This window comes from Erwinia oleae (assembly GCF_000770305.1).
Lineage (GTDB): Bacteria > Pseudomonadota > Gammaproteobacteria > Enterobacterales > Enterobacteriaceae > Erwinia > Erwinia oleae.
Map to the genome: position 1 here is coordinate 17,791 of NZ_JNVB01000018.1, position 20,266 is coordinate 38,056.

At 50.8% G+C, this 20,266-nt stretch carries 16 protein-coding genes and 2 CRISPR repeat arrays; of the genes, 14 read left to right on the forward strand and 2 right to left on the reverse strand.

All coding sequences use genetic code 11. The features are described from left to right. Positions 1–128: 128 nt before the first annotated feature. Positions 129–1,553: a dihydrolipoyl dehydrogenase gene (gene lpdA / locus GS12_RS07995; RefSeq protein WP_034945705.1), complete on the forward strand. Its 1,425-nt coding sequence runs from the start codon at positions 129–131 to the stop codon at positions 1,551–1,553. 221 nt (positions 1,554–1,774) lie between these two features. Further along, positions 1,775–2,230: direct repeats of the CRISPR family, unit length 29 nt; unit sequence GTGTTCCCCACGTGCGTGGGGTTAAACCG. A gap of 230 nt (positions 2,231–2,460) precedes the next feature. On the opposite strand, the gene GS12_RS08000 is transcribed toward lpdA, so the two are convergent. Together GS12_RS08000 and GS12_RS08005 are read right to left on the reverse strand one after the other, a co-directional pair. Next, positions 2,461–2,826: a helix-turn-helix domain-containing protein gene (locus GS12_RS08000; RefSeq protein ID WP_034945707.1), complete on the reverse strand. Its 366-nt coding sequence runs from the start codon at positions 2,824–2,826 to the stop codon at positions 2,461–2,463. Continuing rightward, entirely contained in the window at positions 2,826–3,125 is a 300-nt protein-coding gene (locus GS12_RS08005) for a type II toxin-antitoxin system HigB family toxin (RefSeq protein WP_034945756.1), read from the reverse strand. Before GS12_RS08005 ends, GS12_RS08000 begins: the two co-directional genes overlap by 1 nt. Before the next feature lie 277 nt (positions 3,126–3,402). Between GS12_RS08005 and GS12_RS08010 the strand changes: the two genes are divergently transcribed. From GS12_RS08010 to GS12_RS08070, 13 genes are all read left to right on the forward strand, one after another. After that, positions 3,403–6,105, forward strand: a complete 2,703-nt coding sequence (locus GS12_RS08010; RefSeq protein ID WP_034945709.1) for a CRISPR-associated helicase/endonuclease Cas3 — start codon at positions 3,403–3,405, stop codon at positions 6,103–6,105. A 418-nt stretch (positions 6,106–6,523) separates the two neighbouring features. After that, positions 6,524–8,092, forward strand: coding sequence for a type I-E CRISPR-associated protein Cse1/CasA (casA, locus tag GS12_RS08015; protein WP_034945711.1), 1,569 nt, complete (start codon positions 6,524–6,526; stop codon positions 8,090–8,092). After that, positions 8,085–8,669: a type I-E CRISPR-associated protein Cse2/CasB gene (casB, locus tag GS12_RS08020; RefSeq protein WP_034945713.1), complete on the forward strand. Its 585-nt coding sequence runs from the start codon at positions 8,085–8,087 to the stop codon at positions 8,667–8,669. The genes casA and casB overlap by 8 nt, the downstream gene beginning before the upstream one ends. Before the next feature lie 23 nt (positions 8,670–8,692). Continuing rightward, complete coding sequence (gene cas7e, locus GS12_RS08025; protein ID WP_034945715.1) at positions 8,693–9,730, forward strand: type I-E CRISPR-associated protein Cas7/Cse4/CasC; 1,038 nt, start codon at positions 8,693–8,695, stop codon at positions 9,728–9,730. A gap of 9 nt (positions 9,731–9,739) precedes the next feature. Next, entirely contained in the window at positions 9,740–10,465 is a 726-nt protein-coding gene (gene cas5e, locus GS12_RS08030) for a type I-E CRISPR-associated protein Cas5/CasD (protein WP_034945718.1), read from the forward strand. Beyond that, the gene (gene cas6e / locus GS12_RS08035; protein WP_034945720.1) at positions 10,465–11,163 is read left to right on the forward strand and encodes a type I-E CRISPR-associated protein Cas6/Cse3/CasE; all 699 of its coding nucleotides are present in this window, start codon (positions 10,465–10,467) and stop codon (positions 11,161–11,163) included. Before cas5e ends, cas6e begins: the two co-directional genes overlap by 1 nt. Positions 11,164–11,168: 5 nt before the next feature. Further along, on the forward strand, positions 11,169–12,086 hold the full coding sequence (cas1e, locus tag GS12_RS08040; RefSeq protein ID WP_034945722.1) for a type I-E CRISPR-associated endonuclease Cas1e: 918 nt from the start codon (positions 11,169–11,171) through the stop codon (positions 12,084–12,086). 2 nt (positions 12,087–12,088) lie between these two features. Further along, complete coding sequence (gene cas2e / locus GS12_RS08045; protein WP_034945725.1) at positions 12,089–12,382, forward strand: type I-E CRISPR-associated endoribonuclease Cas2e; 294 nt, start codon at positions 12,089–12,091, stop codon at positions 12,380–12,382. Between the two features lie 84 nt (positions 12,383–12,466). Continuing rightward, positions 12,467–14,630: a CRISPR direct-repeat array (repeat unit 29 nt; unit sequence GTGTTCCCCGCGTCCGCGGGGTTAAACCG). Between the two features lie 187 nt (positions 14,631–14,817). Further along, on the forward strand, positions 14,818–16,191 hold the full coding sequence (locus GS12_RS08050; protein ID WP_034945727.1) for a glycoside hydrolase family 1 protein: 1,374 nt from the start codon (positions 14,818–14,820) through the stop codon (positions 16,189–16,191). Positions 16,192–16,211: 20 nt separating this feature from the next. Next, positions 16,212–16,523, forward strand: a complete 312-nt coding sequence (locus tag GS12_RS08055; RefSeq protein WP_200884506.1) for a PTS lactose/cellobiose transporter subunit IIA — start codon at positions 16,212–16,214, stop codon at positions 16,521–16,523. A 45-nt stretch (positions 16,524–16,568) separates the two neighbouring features. Further along, entirely contained in the window at positions 16,569–18,308 is a 1,740-nt protein-coding gene (locus GS12_RS08060) for a PTS transporter subunit EIIC (RefSeq protein ID WP_034945729.1), read from the forward strand. A gap of 23 nt (positions 18,309–18,331) precedes the next feature. Next, positions 18,332–19,366 carry an oxidoreductase gene (locus GS12_RS08065; RefSeq protein ID WP_034945731.1) on the forward strand — a complete coding sequence of 345 codons (1,035 nt, stop codon included), beginning with the start codon at positions 18,332–18,334 and terminating at the stop codon, positions 19,364–19,366. A gap of 12 nt (positions 19,367–19,378) precedes the next feature. After that, positions 19,379–20,239, forward strand: a complete 861-nt coding sequence (locus GS12_RS08070; RefSeq protein WP_034945733.1) for a DUF7916 family protein — start codon at positions 19,379–19,381, stop codon at positions 20,237–20,239. The last annotated feature ends 27 nt before the right edge of the window (positions 20,240–20,266 follow it).

A 20,266-nucleotide genomic window follows, 5' to 3' on the forward strand; every position in this document is an offset into this window, starting at 1 on the left:
GATATATTCGTTTTTCGTTTGTTGTTTCAAAATTGTTAACGATTTTGTAAAATGCGGACGGATTGAACGACCCGGTGGATAGGGGGCGACAGGCTCCCGGCATTGCCGTAAATAATTAAGAGGTCATGATGAGTACAGAAATCAAAACTCAGGTCGTGGTACTTGGGGCAGGACCGGCAGGCTACTCTGCCGCATTCCGTTGCGCTGATTTAGGTCTGGAGACCGTCATCGTTGAGCGTTTCAGCACCCTGGGCGGGGTTTGTCTGAACGTAGGCTGTATACCTTCTAAAGCGCTGCTGCACGTTGCGAAAGTGATTGAAGAAGCGAAAGCGCTGGAAGAGCACGGTATCGTGTTCGGAAAACCGCAGACCGACATCAATAAAATCCGCGGTTGGAAAGAGAAAGTCATCAACCAACTGACCGGCGGCCTGTCCGGCATGGCAAAAGGGCGTAAAGTAAAAGTCGTGACCGGCCTGGGCAAATTCACCGGTGCCAATACGCTGGTGGTTGAAGGCGAAAATGGCGCGACGACGATCAATTTTGATAATGCCATCATTGCGGCGGGCTCGCGCCCAATTCAACTGCCGTTTATCCCGCATGACGATCCCCGCGTGTGGGATTCTACCGATGCGCTGGAACTGAGAGAAGTCCCGGAGCGCCTGTTGGTCATGGGCGGCGGCATCATCGGCCTGGAAATGGCCACCGTCTACCACGCGCTGGGTTCACAGATTGACGTGGTTGAGATGTTTGACCAGGTGATCCCGGCTGCTGACAAAGACGTGGTGAAAGTGTTCACCAAACGCATCAGCAAGCAGTTCAACCTGATGCTGGAAACAAAAGTGACCGCCGTAGAAGCAAAAGAAGACGGCATTTATGTTTCGATGGAAGGCAAAAAAGCGCCTGCAGAACCACAGCGTTACGACGCCGTTCTGGTGGCGATTGGCCGCGTACCTAACGGTAAAGGTTTGGATGCAGGCCAGGCGGGCGTTGAAGTGGATGACCGTGGCTTTATTCGCGTCGACAAGCAGATGCGCACTAACGTTCCGCACATATATGCGATTGGCGATATCGTGGGACAGCCAATGCTGGCGCACAAAGGTGTTCATGAAGGCCATGTTGCGGCAGAAGTCATTTCTGGTAAGAAGCACTACTTCGATCCGAAAGTCATTCCATCTATCGCCTACACCGAGCCGGAAGTAGCATGGGTTGGACTGACTGAGAAAGAAGCGAAAGAGAAGGGCATCAGCTATGAAACGGCGACCTTCCCGTGGGCAGCCTCTGGTCGCGCCATTGCTTCAGACTGTGCAGATGGCATGACCAAGCTGATTTTCGATAAAGAAAGCCACCGCGTTATTGGCGGCGCCATCGTCGGCACCAACGGCGGTGAACTGCTGGGCGAAATCGGTCTGGCTATCGAAATGGGCTGCGACGCGGAAGATATTGCGCTGACCATTCATGCCCACCCGACGCTGCATGAATCGGTCGGTCTGGCGGCCGAGATTTATGAAGGCAGCATTACCGACCTGCCGAATGCGAAAGCAAAGAAAAAATAGGCCTCATTGCCGATCATTAAAGCTCCCGTCCGGGAGCTTTTTTTTGCCTTTTTTATAAGGAGATCGGCGTTGGGTTGCCGAAAACGACTCGATCGTTTTAATACGCCCTATGACTTTTTCTGTAGAATATAGCCTGAACTGCGACGTTTAAATTTACCTGAATAGCCGGTAGAATTTATCTGGTGATAAAAATCTATTACTTTCAGTAGGTTATTTTTAGAGTGTTCCCCACGTGCGTGGGGTTAAACCGAATAGAGTAGGTAGATTACGAGGTTATGGGAAGTGTTCCCCACGTGCGTGGGGTTAAACCGCAGTTGCTGACGCCGCTGATGTTCATGAATGCGTGTTCCCCACGTGCGTGGGGTTAAACCGTACCTTTAGCGAATATTCCAGCCGCCGCTATTGTGTTCCCCACGTGCGTGGGGTTAAACCGACGGTTGGCTATGACGTCGCTGATAGCGGTGAGTGTTCCCCACGTGCGTGGGGTTAAACCGCAATGAGAGTGCCCGAATATTTTCGGTTAACGGTGTTCCCCACGTGCGTGGGGTTAAACCGCTGTTGCCTGCCACCATTTTCACGGTGTTCAAGTGTTCCCCACGTGCGTGGGGTTAAACCGGGCAACCCACTGGGCGACGGTTCTGCGCTGATGTGTTCCCCATGTGTGTGGGGTTAAACCGCCAAAAAATAAGGGCAGGCCATGCTGCTGACGGTGCTCCCCACATAGATGCGGTTAAACCGTTTCAGTTTTAACAGGTTCTGAGCTACTGTCGTAAAGAGTGGCATCCACACTGGCATATCCAACCAGTCAGGTGGAAAACATTAAATTAAATCTGTATTAACCTTTCACGCATAACGTTTCTAAAGCATTACACCCTGCATTGAAGTAAAAACCATCAGTTTTTCAGTCTCATGTGCCAATAAGGCACTCTGCGGGAATACCAAAATCGCGATGCAATTTTCTGATCATCGGTAATGTCAGGCTGCGCTTGCCATTCAGGATCTCATAGACACGGTTCACACGACCAATCGCAGGCTCCAAATCTTTTGCGGTTAACCCCTGTTGATCCATGCGAAATTTAATCGCCTCAACGGGCGTTGGCGCATCAATGGGGTAATGTGCGTTCTCATATTGTTCGATGAGTAAAATCATTACCTCGAGAAAATCACCCTCAGGTGTGCCGACGTCTGGCTGTTGATCAAAAAGTGGTGAAACCGCCTCTAACGCCGCCTGATAATCGCTTTCAGTACGAATCGGTTTAACTTGATATTTCATTATGTACCTACCGTATTAGCATCTATTTTATTATATTCAGCGTGAGTTCCGATAAATTTCACGTACACTGCTTTAAAATGATATGCAACGGCAATAATAAGCCTGTAATCATTACCTTTAATATTAAAAATTACCCTGTTATTGCCAACAAAATCTGCTGATGGATATCTTTTTTTGATGTCATGAGGTGTTTGCCAACTGGCCTGCCTGACTTCGTCAATCCAGGACTTTAACGGTTGTTCGGCCTGATTATGCACTTCCCAAAACGTCTTTAGCTGAGCTATGGATATAATTCTCACTTTCTTTCCCTGCTCCATTGTTCCTGATTGATCTTAGTCCCATATTGGGATTTTTGCAAGTTCCACTTTTCCGAAGTCGTATCTGCCAGCAACCACGAGGAGTCCATAGCATCCAGATATTTTTCCCCTACAAACGAGTCAGAGAAGACATGGTAAGCAATTATAATGTGATCCAGATCATCAATATTTTAATATGTTGATTCTTATAAAGCTTTGCCTTGAAATACTTTAATTATTTGATAGTGTCTTGATAAAATAGCGGGCTGAAATAAAAAGGATTTTCATTTTGAGCACACCTGATTTTCATTGTTACTGGGGGAAAAGCCGCCGTGATAGCGCTGCTAAAGGCGACGCATATCATCTGCTTTCCTGGCACTGTCTCGACGTAGCGGCATGCGGAAATCTGATGGTGAAGCAAAACCGTTACGGTGTTGCCGATATTCTGGCTGAGCTTGGCATGACTGGTGACGATGCCGCACGATGGATCGCCTGGTTATTCGCCTGCCATGATATAGGTAAATTTGCCAGCGGGTTTCAAAAGCTGGCTTCTCATCCTGATTCACCATTGTTATCTCCGGTCACTGGCGTCATATATGGCGCTCGTCACGACTCCCTGGGTTATTATTTATGGGAAAAACTGATATCCCGCTGGGAAAAGGGGGAGGTGCACCTCTTTCCAAATATTCCGCGCGAAGCGCGTGAAGACTTTAGCGATATTCTCTCTGTCTGGATGAAGATCACCACCGGGCATCACGGTCAGCCTCCTGATGAAACCGCTGACGGCGGACCACTCTCTTTTAAAGAAAGAGATTATGCTGCTGCGGAGCATTACCTTACTGAACTGAATAAATTGTTTTCAATGAACGATCTGCCTGGCCTCTGGCTGGACAAAACGTGGCGGAAAAAACTGAAGCAGCAAAGCTGGTTTCTGGCGGGTATCGTTACGCTCGCCGACTGGTTGGGTTCCAACGAGCACTATTTTCCCTTTCTCAGTTCCCCATTGTCGCTCGATGAGTATTGGACTATCGCCTGTAGCAGAGCGGGAAATGCACTTTCGCATCTTCCTGCATCTTCTTTAACCAGCAGCTTTAGCGGGCATCACGCACTATTTCCCTTTATTAATACCTTAACGCCACTGCAACAATGTGCCTCCTCTATCAACATTGATGCATCGGGGCCGCAGTTGTTTATATGCGAGGATGTTACTGGTGCGGGTAAAACCGAGGCTGCAATGATCATTACGCACCGCCTTTTTTCCGCCAAAAAAGGGGCAGGCCTTTACGTCGGGTTGCCAACAATGGCAACGGCAAACGCCATGTATCGACGGCTTGGCAGTGCTTATCATGCGTTATTTGATGAAGGCGCCAGACCATCGCTGGTGCTGGCACATGGTGGCCGACACATGTCTGCCGCTTTCAGCGAGTCCGTCTGGCAGGAGAGAGAGTCGGGCAACGATAACTATACCGCAACAGATCTCAGCGCGAGTAGTGAATGTCACAGCTGGTTTGCCGATTCCAGGAAAAAAGCGCTCCTGGCTGAGGTAGGCGTAGGCACCATCGATCAACTGCTGATGGCGGTGATGCCTTTCCGTCACCAGTCGTTACGGCTGGCGGGCATGCGCGGTAAGGTTCTGCTCCTTGACGAAGTCCATGCCTACGACAGCTATATGGTCAGACTGCTCGAAGGATTGCTTAAGTTCCATGCTGCTCAGGGCGGCAGTGCGGTCATCCTCAGCGCCACGCTGCCCGCTGGTCTGCGTGAAAAGTTAATCGCGGCTTTCAACGCTGGCGCCGGGTTCAGTCCCGCTCTGCTCGCGCCTGATGCCGGCTATCCCTGGTTAAGCCATCTTTCATCGACTGGACTTAGTGAACAGCTTCTTGAGACGAGAAAAGAAGTGCGCCGTTGCGTCTCGGTCAACTGGATACATGACAGCGATCGGGCCATTGACATTATTTATCAGGCTGTACGAACAGGGGAGTGTATCTGCTGGATACGCAATACCGTGGATGATGCGCTGACCGCTTTCAGACGCCTTATGGCTGAAGGGAAAATCCCTGAAGAGAACCTGTTGCTTTTCCACAGCCGATTCGCCTTTGGCGATCGCATGGCAATTGAAGAAAAAACACTCGACTGGTTTAGTAAAGATGCATCGCCGAAGCAACGGCATGGCAAAGTTTTAATCGCCACGCAGGTGGTTGAACAAAGCCTGGATTTAGATCTGGATAATATGATTTCCGATCTTGCGCCGGTAGATTTACTGATCCAACGCGCCGGGCGCTTACAGCGGCATATTCGCGATGCGCAGGGGCGTTGTAAAGCGTCTCTTCCTGACGAACGTCCTGCTCCCGTACTTCATCTGCTTGCACCGGAATGGCAGGAGCAGGCTGAACGCGGCTGGCTGGGCGATGAACTGCGCGGAACCGGTTTTGTTTACCCTGATCATGGGGCGCTGTGGCGTACGCAGGCATTGTTGCGTCAAAAGGGGCAGATCCGCATGCCCGAAGACGCTCGTTTTCTGGTTGATGGCGTTTACGAGGAACTGATACCTGTGCCGCCGGGGCTTGAGGCAGTTTCCGTCGACGTTTTCGCCGGCATTCTGAGCAAGCGCGCCATCGCGTCGCAAAATCTATTACATCGGGACAAAGGGTACGACAGGGAATCAAGCGATTTTCTGTGGGATGACGAGCGGGAGTTTTCGACGCGCCTCGGCGAAATAAGCACAGATATCTATCTTGCCTGGCTGGACGACGAGGGAAAGCTACAGCCCATGGTCAGAGAAGATGATTTTCAGTGGGAGAAGAGCCGCGTGCAGGTGCGGCTTACATGGTGGCAGAAACATCAAGGCAACCTGAACCAACCTGAGCAAAGTCTGCTGGAGACATTCCGTAAAGCTACTCGCCGCCCATCGGCGCAGGTGGTGCTGGTGTCAGAAGAAGGCGAAGCACCTTACTACAGCCGTCGTTGCGGTTTGACAGGATAAGAAAAATCCCCGCTGGCGCGGGGAACAGACTTGAAGTTATCACATCATTGGTTCATCCCCGCCATAGCGAGGAAGAAGTAAGGTTAACAGGGTATTATAAAATTCTGAAGTCTGAATTTTTTTGAAGTTATCATATCATCTTATTTTTATTTGACTTGGTATCCTGAGTACTTATGATAGTAAGTGCAGGGGGCAGTACTAAAGCCCCCTGTGGACGGATGCCCGTTTAGAACTGAATCGCAACTCTATTCTAAACGGCGTCCGCATTATCATCAATATAAAGGACGGTCTTATGGCTTTTACGATATCAATCACTCAGATAGATTTTTTTGTTTTTCTAACATTACTGATGGTTAATTTAAAAAGATTGTGACAGATACTGGCCCCGGCCGGGGCCAGCTTTACAGGAGTGAGATCGATGGATTTGATAAAGGAACCCTGGCTGCCGGTGACTGATCTTTCCGGTTCAAAAAAGAAAATTGCGCTCATCGATCTTCTGGATGACAACGTTCTGGACGTGGCATATCCACGCGCTGATTTTCAGGGCGCCGCCTGGCAGTTTTTGATCGGATTGTTGCAGTGTACCGTTGCGCCGGAAAATGAAGATGCATGGACGGACGTATGGAAAAGAGGCATTGACGGCGAAACGTGGATACAGGCGCTCAATGCCATTGCAACCGCTATGCGCTTTGGCCCACAGAAACCTGCTTTTTTGCAGAGCGTTGAGCCGCTGGATAGTGAAAACACGTCCATTGCCGGTCTGTTGATTGATGCGCCCGGCGGAAATACGCTGAAGCTCAACAAAGATCACTTTGTTAAACGGCACACGGCGGAAAAAATGTGTCCCCACTGCGCCGTCATGGCGTTGTTTACACTACAGACTAACTCACCGGCAGGGGGGGCAGGTTATCGTGTCAGCCTGCGCGGCGGCGGCCCTCTGACTACGCTGGTAGTGCCGGTGGAGGACGATCTCATCCCCCTGTGGAAAAAGCTCTGGCTGAATATTTTGCCCGAAGAGTCTCCGCCGCAGCCTGCGCACTATCCGCTGATATTTCCCTGGTTGGCGGCAACAAAAACCAGCGAAAAAAAGGGCAGCATTGTTACACCTGAGAATGCTCACCCGCTTCAGGCTTATTGGGGAATGCCAAGACGAATTGAACTTGATTTCACACATACGGCAGCCGGGAACTGCGATCTTTGCGGCGAGCATCATCAGGAACTGCTGCTGCAAATGCGTGGAAAAAACTATGGCGTGCAGTACGACTGCTGGTTGCACCCTCTTTCACCTTATCGGCAGGCATTAAAAGATCCCGCTGCTGGCTGGCTGGCGTTGAAAGGGCAGCCAGGCGGACTGAATTATCAGGACTGGTTGGGCCTTACGCTCTCAGGAGAAGATAAATTTAACCGTACCATTCCTGCTCGGGTGGTCAGAGCCAGGGCAGGGCGGAAGCGTCTGCCCGCCACGAGCCTGTGGTGCTTTGCATGGGATATGGATAATGCCAAGGCCCGCTGCTGGTATCAGCACCGCATCCCTTTAATTGTGACTGAGCACCCTGATAAGTTCGCTGCTGTCGTCAGGCGCGCAATTGAGCTGGCCTCCAATGCGTTACAGCTACTCAAAATTCAGCTTAAAAGCGCCTGGTTCACAGCACCCTCTGAAGCAAAAATCGATTTCAGCATAACCACCATCGCTTTCTGGCAGGAGACCGAACCCGCTTTTCGCACACTGCTGGATGCCCTTATTCCTGACTCATCATGCGCACAGCCTGCCACCCGTCAGGCAATCAGGCGCTGGGAAATGACGTTACATACGTCTCTGCTGGAAATGTTTGAGCGTGAAGCGCTGACTGATGTTGATTGCCCCGCCGATATCCTCCTGCGTCAGATACGCGCGCGACGCAAGCTGGATGAAGACTATCGCAAACTAAAAACGCGCAGGGAAATACTCGCACTGGCTGAAGAACAAAAGGAGAACGGACATGCTTAACAGCGATACTGCCAGGGAACGGATCATCACCAGCACGCCAGCAAAAAACGTGCTCAAAGAGTGGTTTGATATTTTGTCCGAGCCGGAAGGCAGGCAAAACGGCAAACGCATAAACGGACGCGCATGGCGGGCAGAACTGCGCCGTATGGCACCGCCTTACGATGTGATGATGTGCGACGGTTATGTTGCATTGCGGCAGCAGCTGGCGGAGAAAATGGTGCTGCAACCGGTGGATGAGCTGGCTCTGGCGCTGTTTGTTTCCGTCGCCGTTCATATCAAAAATCATGAAGACAACCTCAGTTTTGCCGCGCAGTTGGGTGAAAAAATCGATGATACGCCCTGCCTGTCGTCACTCCGGTTTGAGCGGCTGCAAAAGGCGAAAGAGCCTGAAGTGTTTTGTCAGCAGCTGATCCGCGCCGTCAGGATCCGGGGAAGCAAAGGCGTCAATATCGTCTCACTGGCGGACAGCATTTTTATCTGGATGAGGGAGTGGCAGGAGCCGACGCAAAAAAACGTCAGCCCTTTTGAACGCCACCACATCCGCTGGGCAAATGAATACCTTTCTACGGCTCGCTAGCTACCAATTACAAGGAATGAATTATGACTACCTTTATTCAGCTTCATCTGTTAACCGCCTATGCCCCTTCCAATCTGAATCGTGACGAGTCTGGCAGGCCTAAAACGGCAATAATGGGCGGTGTGGAGCGTTTGCGTGTTTCTTCGCAAAGCCTGAAGCGGGCCTGGCGCGTGTCGGAAACTTTCGAAGACGCCATGGAAGGACACATCGGTACCCGAACCCGTTTGATTGGTGAAACCTATGTTTACCAGCCAATGAAAGCCGCAAATATTGATGAAAAAATCGCAAAAAGCGCAGCGGAAGAGATCGCCAGACAGTTCGGTACGCCTAAGAAAGGCAGCCACCAGATCGAACAGGTTGTGCACATCAGCAATCATGAAATCGCGCTAATCAACACGCTGGTCGAAACATTAATTAATGAAAAACGCGCGCCAAATGAGAACGAACTAAAACTGTTGAGAAAGGAGCAACGCGATGTGGATATGGCGTTGTTTGGCCGCATGCTGGCCTCGTCGCCAGATTTCAACGTTGAAGCGGCCTGCCAGGTTGCTCATGCTCTGGGCGTTAGTGCGGTGACGATTGAGGACGACTTTTTCACGGCAGTGGACGATCTCAATACCGGCGAGAATGACAAAGGTTCCGCGCATATGGGCGAGCAGGGCTTTGCCTCAGCGCTTTTTTATACCTACATCTGTATCAGTCGGGATCTGCTGCTGGAAAATCTCGGCGGCAATGAAGAGTTGACCAGCCGGGCGATTGCCGCACTGACCGAAACGGCAATGACCGTTTCGCCAACGGGAAAACAAAACAGCTTTGGTTCACGGGCTTACGCATCTTATGTGTTAGCTGAAAAAGGTAATAAGCAGCCTCGTTCTCTGGCCGTCGCTTTCTTCCGGCCCGTTCGCGGTGAAGATCAGGTACAAGTTGCGATCAACAACTTAAAGCAACAGCGCGATAAATTTGATGCTGCCTATGGTCCGTGTGCCGAAAAACACTATGAAGTGAACGTCTCGGCAGGGGAAGGTTCACTGGCGGAATTGCTGAAATTTATCGCAGCCTGAGGATAAACGATGAAGCGATATCTGGTTTTCCAGCTCTATGCGCCGCTGGCGTCATGGGGCGTTGAAGCCGTGGGCGAAGTCCGCCATACGGCACCCGTGCCAACGCGATCTGCCATTCTTGGGCTGCTCGCCGCCGCCGTAGGCATTCGACGTGAAGAAGAAGAGCGCCTGGCCCTTTTTAATCAGCACTATCATCTTGCCCTACGCCCGCTATCGTCGGTGGAGCGCTGGCTGCGTGATTACCATACGGTCAGCATGCCACGTGAGAATAAAAAACACCGTTATGTTACACGTCGCGATGAACTGCGTATGGCTCCGGCAGAAGTGGGTACCATTATTACGCAGCGAGAGTACCGCTGCGATGGCTACTGGCATATTGCCGTCAGCGAACAGTCGCAAGCCCCCGAAGACCTGGCGACGCTGCATGCCGCACTGCTGGCGCCCCGTTTCCCTCTTTATCTGGGACGGAAATCCTGCCCGTTGGCGCTACCGCTGTCGCCGCGCCTGATGGAAGGCTCTCTGAATCAGGTTTTCATTCAGGCCGCGCGTGAAATGGCTCCCTCTGAACTGTCGATGCTCATGAAGGGGGGAAGCCGCTGTTACTGGGACGATCCAAATGAAGAGAGCCTGCTCAGGCAAGAACAGCAGCACTGTCACAACCAGTCTGTAAGCCGTAAACGGTGGCAGTTTGGTCGCTACACGCGCTTCAGCGGTTTGTTACAGGAGGCGGAATAATGTATCTGTCTCGTATCCAACTCAGGCTTGAACGCCTGAAGCCCTCTATGCTGGAGAAGTGGCGGGGCGCGGCATCCTATGCCGGACATCAGTGGTTATGGCAGCTCTTCCCGCAGCAGGAGACAAGGCCTTTCCTTTTTCGTCAGGAACCAAAGGCAGGCTTTTTTGTTCTTTCAGAAACGCTGCCACTGCCTGAGCACGCACTGTTTTCCATTGAGACCAAACCGTTTAACCCTCATCTGGAAGTAGGGCTTGAACTCAGTTTTCAACTCCGCGCCAATCCAGTTGTTTGCAAAAACAATAAGCGCTGTGACGTAATGATGGATGCGAAATTCCAGGCTAAAGCCAATGGCATTGCGCAGCAAAACTGGTGGGAATTGCAAACGCGGGCCGCTCATCAATGGCTTGAACGCCAGGGAGATCAACACGGATTCAGTCCTGTTGCTTCCTCCTTTGACGAATTTGCTCTGTGGGCGGGCAGTGAGGAGGATCTTTCCTTACAGGCGGCAACCTCAGTGAAGGCTTATCAGCAGCATCGTTTACAACGCAAGGCAAATGAGCCCCCCATCAGGTATAGCAGTGTGGACTTCAGTGGCAGGTTAACAGTGACTGATGTGGCGCTTTTTCAGCAGGCGCTGTTTCACGGTATTGGGAAAAGCAAGGCGCTTGGCTGTGGTTTATTAATGATAAAAAGGTAACGGCAATGAACTGGTTACCGCTTAAACCGCTACCGTTAAAAGATCGCGTCTCCATGATCTTTTTGCAGTATGGCCAGATCGACGTAATGGATGGTGCTTTCGTTCTGATCGATAAAACCGGCGTACGTACGCATATTCCTGTGGGATCGGTCGCCTGTATTATGCTTGAGCCGGGAACGCGCGTGTCTCATGCAGCTATACGGCTTGCCGCTGCGGTGGGAACGTTGCTGGTTTGGGTCGGTGAAGCAGGCGTCCGACTCTATGCTTCCGGCCAGCCTGGCGGAGCCAGGTCGGACAAACTTCTTTATCAGGCAAAGCTGGCGTTGGATGACGATCTTCGTCTGAAAGTTGTGCGCAAAATGTTTGAACTCAGGTTTGGCGAAGAAGCGCCAACGCGACGCTCGGTCGATCAGTTACGTGGTATAGAAGGTAGCCGGGTAAAAGCGACCTATGCGTTGTTGGCCAAACAGTATGGCATTAAGTGGCATGGCCGCCGATACGATCCAAAAGATTGGGAAAAAGGCGATGTAATAAATCAATGTATCAGCGCGGCCACCGCCTGCCTTTATGGCGTTACCGAGGCGGCAGTACTGGCGGCGGGATATGCTCCCGCCATCGGCTTTGTTCATACCGGCAAACCTCTTTCTTTTGTTTATGACATCGCCGATATCATCAAATTTGATACTGTCGTGCCAAAGGCATTTGAAATAGCACGCCATAATCCTGCTCAGCCAGACAGAGAAATCAGGCTCGCCTGTCGGGATATATTTCGCAGTGGAAAAACGCTGGCGAAGCTTATTCCGCTTATTGAAGACGTTCTGTCCGCTGGCGGCATTTCTCCACCGCTTCCTCCTGTTGATGCTCAACCCATAGCTATTCCTCTTCCTGAAACCTTTGGGGATGCTGGCCACCGGAGTGGATGATTATGAGTATGCTTGTTGTAATAACTGAAAACGTACCGCCCAGACTGAGAGGACGACTTGCCATCTGGCTGCTTGAAATACGGGCGGGCGTATATATCGGTGATGTTACGAAACGAACCCGGGAAATGCTGTGGGAACAGATCATCGTTTTCGCGGATAACGGAAATGTGGTGATGGCCTGGTCGACCAATACGGAGTCTGGATTTGAGTTTCAGACTTACGGTGAGAACAGGCGAATTCCGGTAGATATGGATGGATTACGATTAGTGTCATTCCAACCTGTTACAAATCAATGAATTACAGATCTTTAATAATAGGGATTTTCCGGTAGAATCTTTGTCGGCCTAAAAAGCCTTATTAATCAGTTGTATAGTTTTAGAGTGTTCCCCGCGTCCGCGGGGTTAAACCGAACGATTTACCGATGTTGGACTCACCGACCAGGTGTTCCCCGCGTCCGCGGGGTTAAACCGCAGCAATCGTTGGTAATAAAGAACTGCCAGTCGTGTTCCCCGCGTCCGCGGGGTTAAACCGCGTTATGGACGGGCCTATATCGTAGAAGATGTGTGTTCCCCGCGTCCGCGGGGTTAAACCGACCTTCAATAGGCTTATCACGTTCCGCCAGGTGTGTTCCCCGCGTCCGCGGGGTTAAACCGCCACTGTGCCTTTGGTAATCTGGGAACATTCCGTGTTCCCCGCGTCCGCGGGGTTAAACCGCGTCGATAGCCTGTGATATTTTTGAATAGTACGTGTTCCCCGCGTCCGCGGGGTTAAACCGGCATAGGTAGTCAGCAGTATCTCAGTAGATTTGTGTTCCCCGCGTCCGCGGGGTTAAACCGCCGGTTGCAGCCGATGCAGTGATGAGAGATCGGTGTTCCCCGCGTCCGCGGGGTTAAACCGCCGTCATCACCTTCGGCGGCAATATTGATGGCGTGTTCCCCGCGTCCGCGGGGTTAAACCGAAAATTTTTCATAGCGTTGAAATCCACCCGTCGTGTTCCCCGCGTCCGCGGGGTTAAACCGGGGATTATTTCTGACATGGCTCCAGCAGAGTCGTGTTCCCCGCGTCCGCGGGGTTAAACCGGCGCTGCTGATTGAGGGGTATCGCGATATTGAGTGTTCCCCGCGTCCGCGGGGTTAAACCTCGTAGCGGCTGGCGATGCTGGCGACGACGTCGGTGTTCCCCGCGTCCGCGGGGTTAAACCGGTGCCTACGTTGTGGATGAAATCGCGCACGCTGTGTTCCCCGCGTCCGCGGGGTTAAACCAGTCGCGCAGTTCGTCCGATTTAGATTCCAGAAGTGTTCCCCGCGTCCGCGGGGTTAAACCGAGCCAGGACTTAGTGTCGTCATGCGCATCACTGTGTTCCCCGCGTCCGCGGGGTTAAACCGTTGAGTGCCTGAAAAATTTACAGGAGATGGCGGTGTTCCCCGCGTCCGCGGGGTTAAACCGAGTTGAAGGCGAAAGGCGAGATTCCACCTAACGTGTTCCCCGCGTCCGCGGGGTTAAACCGAGATCTCTTGTCAGGTTGCAGTGCAACCCGACGTGTTCCCCGCGTCCGCGGGGTTAAACCGGGGGGAGACGATCATGCGTGAGCAACTAACAGGTGTTCCCCGCGTCCGCGGGGTTAAACCGACGCGGCTGCTGCCGAACTATCAGCCGTGGATGTGTTCCCCGCGTCCGCGGGGTTAAACCGGCCGAGAATCAGGTTGCTGTTTTAACACAAGTGTGTTCCCCGCGTCCGCGGGGTTAAACCGGCAGGAGTTAGCCGGGATGCCGACGCCGAGCAGTGTTCCCCGCGTCCGCGGGGTTAAACCGCCCGGGAACTGCCACCGCACCGGCCATTGAACGTGTTCCCCGCGTCCGCGGGGTTAAACCGTTTTTGAGCCGGCGCGACTGATGGTTACCCGGGTGTTCCCCGCGTCCGCGGGGTTAAACCGCGCGGCCAGAAAATCATCCTGATCGGTATCGTGTGTTCCCCGCGTCCGCGGGGTTAAACCGCGTGCGGCGGGATTCTCCTCCGAGCCGCGAGCGTGTTCCCCGCGTCCGCGGGGTTAAACCGGCTGGAGAGGAAATCGGCTGGTTCATTCAGCAGTGTTCCCCGCGTCCGCGGGGTTAAACCGGCTATTGGCAACAGTATGGCGGTACCAGTTATGTGTTCCCCGCGTCCGCGGGGTTAAACCGCGTCGGCTTCTTCCACGGATGGCCTTCAGGTGGTGTTCCCCGCGTCCGCGGGGTTAAACCGGAGCCATGCAGTCCCAGCATTCTATACTTTCCGTGTTCCCCGCGTCCGCGGGGTTAAACCGCAATACGATGCGCTTTGTAACTCTTGTTGTTTGTGTTCCCCGCGTCCGCGGGGTTAAACCGAGCACACAAATGCCAGAACTTATTGAAATATCGTGTTCCCCGCATCCGCGGGGTTAAACCGGGCCCAACCCTGCGCATGGGTTATCACCGCTGGTGTTCCCCGCATCCGCGGGGTTAAACCGGGCCTAACCCTGCGCATGGGTTATCACCGCTAGTGTTCCCCGCATCCGCGGGGTTAAACCGTGCGCCTTTCCCGCCTCACGACTGACCGAAGTATGTAACAGTGAATCCACTGGTAAGCGGTGCTGCCAACACGCATTGAAAATGAGTAAAAAGACAAAAATCCGTTTTGTGATCTATATATCTTTAAATTAAAGCTATATAGTTTTAAATGGATGCTATACAGGAGTTTGTCCAAAAGGATTGAATGATGAAGACAACGTTTCCAGAGGATTTTTGGTGGGGATGCGCTGAATCGGCGGCACAAACGGAAGGTGAAGCAGATACGTCCACCTCAATCACCAACTGGCAATATTGGTATCAACAGCAGCCGGAGCGTTTTTTTAATCAGCACGGTCCACGGCATACACGTAATAGCTATTCCCGCTATAAACAGGATGTTGAGCTGATGCATAATATCGGTTTGAATAGTTTTCGGACCTCAATTTCCTGGGCGCGACTGTTACCTGATGGTAAAAATGCCGATCAAAAAGCTATCGATTATTACCGCAGTTTTTTTATCGAACTGAGAAATAGCGGTATCGAACCCGTCGTCACGCTAATGCATTTTGATATGCCTTATTTAATGCAGCAAAAGGGCGGTTGGACTAATCGCGCCGTCGTTAACGCCTTCGCTGATTATGCAGCCCTCTGTTTTAAATTATTTTCGAATGAAGTAAAAAACTGGATAACGTTTAACGAACCTATTGTGCCGTTGGAGGGTGGGTATTTATATGATTTCCATTATCCCAATCAGCGTGACTTTAAGATGGCGGCTCAGGCTGCATTCTTCACCCAGCTTGCTCATGCAAAAGCAGTTAACGTCTATCGGGCCAGTGGTCAGAAGGGTAACATTGGTATTGTCTTAAATCTTACCCCGTCCTATCCACGTTCAATAAATCCGGCGGATAAAAAGGCTGCGCTCATTGCCGACCTGTTCTTTAACCGAAGTTTCCTTGATCCTTCATTAAAGGGGCGCTACCCCCATAAATTGATTGCATTACTAAAAAAACATCAGCAGTTACCGGAATATACTGCGAAAGATCTTCGTGAAATAGCCACGGCGGCGATTGATATTCTGGGTGTCAATTATTACCACCCGCGACGTGTACAGGCGAAAATTCACGCTATACATCCTCATGCGCCTTTTATGCCTGAATGGTTCTTTGATAATTATGAAATGCCTGGCCGCCGAATGAATCCTTATCGTGGCTGGGAAATTTATCCGCAAGGACTGTACGATATTCTGACTAATCTGCGTGACCACTACGGCAATATCCCTTGTTTTATTTCTGAAAATGGCATGGGTGTCGAAAACGAAGAGCGTTTTATACGCAAAGGCATCGTTGAGGATGACTACCGGATAGCGTTTATGCAGGACCATCTACGCTGTATCAGTGAGGCGATTAGCGAAGGAAGCGCTTGTTTTGGTTATCACTGCTGGACGTTCATAGATAACTGGTCATGGTTAAATGCCTATAAAAATCGCTATGGACTATATCGATTCGATCTGTCGGATGGCAGTATCAGTCCAAAACGAAGTGCTTATTGGTATCAAGACGTCATTAGAAAAAATGGTTTTTAATATTTTATAAGGGAAAGGTCATGTTTGAACATATGGACTATGAAGAAATTGTTATGGGGATAATTGTTAATGCCGGTCAATGCAAAAGTTTTGCTTTTCAGGCATTACAGCAGGCTAAAAAAGGGAACATCGTAGAGTCCACGGCATTAATGACGCAATCTGAAATAATGGCTAAAGAAGCGCATGTTCTTCAAACGCGGCTAATTGAGTTTGATGAGGGCGAAGGTAAAATTCCGGTTCATTTGATCATGGTACATGCGCAGGATCATTTGATGACGGCAATGCTGGCTAAAGAGTTAATTCAGGAAATCATTGAGTTACATCAGCGCTGATTAAAACTATATTTTAAATATCACACTGTTAAAACAGGTGGCCTTATGTCCGATTCAACATTTCTTGGGCGTATTACCGATATATCACAAAAGATGGCTTCTGAAGTGCATTTGCGGAGCCTGCGGGATAGCTTTGTCATTGCAATACCTTTTCTGGTGTTGGCAGGGCTGTTTATTATGCTCAATTTTGTTATTCTTTCACCTTCCGGTATGCTTTCAGGTTGGTGCTCACCAGAAAAGTTAACATTGCTCAGTAATATTGGCGATCGTGTTCTTAATGGCACGATGAATATTTTATCAATAATGCTGGTATTGTTGATTTCTTATAATATTGCCAGTAAAAAAAGGTTTGATACACCGATCATTCCGGCAATGGTATCGCTGGCAGCTTTCTTTGTCTTAATGCCTGTTAACACGCAGGTGCTCGCGCCGGGTGGCGATGCGCCAGTCGAGGTAGGCGGCGTTGTTTCATACAGCCTGACCAATGCGGGGGGCGTTTTTCTTGCCATTCTCACCGCTGTCATTGGCACGACCATTTTCCTGTGGATATCAAAAAACAGGTATTTGACCATTCACCTCGGTGATGATGTCCCCCCGATGGTTGCGCAATCATTCCAGTCGATGTTCTCTATCATGCTGACTATCGGGATATTCGCGCTGGCAGCATTCAGTGTGACGACACTGACGCATCTGGAAATTTATCAGGTGATTCAGCAGGCTATTCAGGCACCGCTTGTTCATCTGACGACAAATTTGTCAGGTTTTATTGCATTAACCACATTAACGAATGTGCTTTTTTCGCTCGGTATACATCCATCCGGCATTATTAATCCCATTCTTGAACCGCCTTTGCTGGTCGCCATGCAGGAGAATATGTCCGCATTTGCGCAAGGGCTTATTCCACCGCACATTATTGTGCTGCCTTTTCGCGATTTGTATGGGCATCTGGGCGGCACCGGCAGCACGTTGTCGCTGTTGCTTGCCATTATGCTGCGTAGCAAAATGTCTAGCCACCGTAACTTTTCGCGTACGGTGATGGCACCGGGGATATTTAATATTAATGAGCCCGTTATTTTTGGTTTTCCGGTGCTTTATAATCCATTGATAATGATCCCCTTCATTATCGCCCCGCAGATTAACTTTATTATTGCTTACTTTGCTACCGATCTTGGAATGGTTTCCCGCATCGTTGCTTACGTGCCGTGGTCGGTTCCACCTCTGTTATCTGGCTGGTTAGGCTCCGGGGGGGATTTCCGGAACGTTATTTTGCAAGTTATTCTGCTGGTCTTTGGTGTGGTTGCTTACCTGCCGTTCCTGATGGCGTATGAACGCTCTCTTATTGAAGGAAAAAGCAAAAAAATTATCGATGCAGCAGGGGAGCAGCGGCAGTCCGTAACCGCTCCCGCTGATATCAGCGACGCGATGACGCTGCCGGGGAATCCGCCAAAGGCCACGTCATCCTCTCTTGAAAAAGCAAACGGTAAAACCTTCATCCTGATGTGCAATGAGGGAATGTCCACCTCTATCGTTGCCTCTAAAATGCGTAAGTATGCCGAAAGTCAGGGATGTCATTTACAGGTCTACGCGATCAACCTGGGTAAATTAAGCCTTGAATATCCTAAAGCCGATCTTATTCTGCTCGGCCCACAACTCACTTATATGGCGGAAAACATCAGCAGTGAAATAAACCATCACTGTCCGGTTTTACCGATTGATCCACAGCATTTCAGTAAGCTCGATGGCAAAGCCGTTATTGAAGCCGCATTGCCTTATATCAGCAAATAAAAAATAATTGAAAGGACGAGAGAATGACGATTACAAGTGCATTTATCGGATTCGGCAAAAGCGCCACGCGTTATCATTTGCCCTATGTGCTGGCACGAAAGGACAAATTTACGGTTAAACGTATTTACGACATTAAACGGCAGGCTGATAAAGAGAACCAGCAGGCGTATCAGCATATTTTATTTACCAGCGAGCTGGCAGATATCCTGAACGATGCAGACATTACGCTGGTGACGATATGTACGCATCCGGACAGTCATTATTACTATGCGCGCCTGTGCCTGGAAAACGGTAAAAATGTGCTGGTGGAGAAACCGTTCACCACTACGCTGGATGAGGCGAAAACGCTGTTTGCCATTGCGCGTGAAAAAGGACTGACGGTTTCTCCCTTCCAGAATCGCCGCTTTGATAGCTGCTTTCTAACTATGAAGCAGGCCATTGAGAGCGGCAAACTGGGCAAGATTGTTGAGGTGGAAAGTCATTTCGACTATTTTCGCCCGGAAGCTGAAACCAGCCCCGGTGGTCATTTTAACGGGGCGTTTTATGGTCTTGGCGTGCATACCCTCGACCAGATTATCTCGCTATTTGGCCGCCCACAGCAGGTCGGTTATCACCTGCAAAAACTGCGTAACCCGCTCAACCCTGATGATACGTTCGAAGTTCAGCTCTATTTCAAAGAGATGAAGGCGATTATTAAAACCAGCCATCTGGTGAAAATAGATTATCCAAAATTTATTGTCCATGGCACTCATGGCTCGTTTATTCGTTATGGTATTGATCGGCAGGAAACCAGTCTGAAGGCAGGCGTGATGCCGGGTGAGCCCGATTTTGCGCACGACCCCCAGCAGGCCGTTCTGGAATATACAGATTGTTCAGGAGAAACCGTGCGTGAGCAATTACCTGCGGTGCAGGGTGATTACGGACGCGTTTATGATGCGCTCTATGAAACGCTGGTAAATGGCGCGCCGAACTATGTTAGCGAGCAGGAAGCGCTGACCAATCTTGATATTCTCGAAACAGCTTTCAAACAACCTTCTCCTGCTGTAGTGACTTTGTGATAAGGGACAATCATGAAACGTATTTTGAACTGTCGAACCACTGATTTTGCTTTATCTGTAACAGGCCCGGAGCTGGCGCAGGCTATCGCAAGTTCTGAAGGCCGCGTTATTATGACGGAAGTCGCTGCCAGCGCCGCGCCGTTATACGCTGAAATCACTAACGCAGAATTACTGAGTGCATTTGGGGCCGATTTAATCTTACTCAAAGGCCTTAACTGTCAGCAGCAGCAGGTCAGCGGAAGTTCCGTCGCGTTTGGAGAAACGGCCGTGGCGCAAATTAAACGGTTAACGGGTTGTTTGGTGGGCGTGAGCCTGGAGGTGCTGGCAGAGGACGCGGCGCAAGGGACAACGGGGTTCAGCAGTGAAAATCTTGCGCGAGTCCAGGATGCCGATTTTATTTGCCTGACGGGTTATGACAAACCTGGCGTAACCACACAGCGTATGCATCAGGTTATTCGTCAAACTTGTGAAGCATGCTCAAAAATGGTTTTGGTTGCGAAATTTTACAGCCAGGGCGTTGCGCAACCGGAAGAGTATGCCAGCTATATCACTGCGGGCGCGCATGGCGCGATCGTTCCCGCTCCGGCCAGTTGTCGCGGTGCCAGCGAGGCAAATGTCAGCGCCGCGATAGCGGCGATACAGCAGGCCAGTGGCCTTGCTGTTACCACTATCAGCAGTAGTCAGGAAGGCGCGGACTGTGCTACGGTTCGCGAAATTGGCCTTGCCAGCAAGCGCTGTGGCAGCGACATGCATAACTTTGGTGATGCGGGCGTGGCCGGAATGGCCGATCCGGAAGCGGTAAAAGCGCTGTCGATTGCGATCCGGGGCCGCCGGCATACCTGGGTGCGCATGGCTGCGTCATTACATCGCTAACGGCCAGACGTACGGATCAGAGGAGCC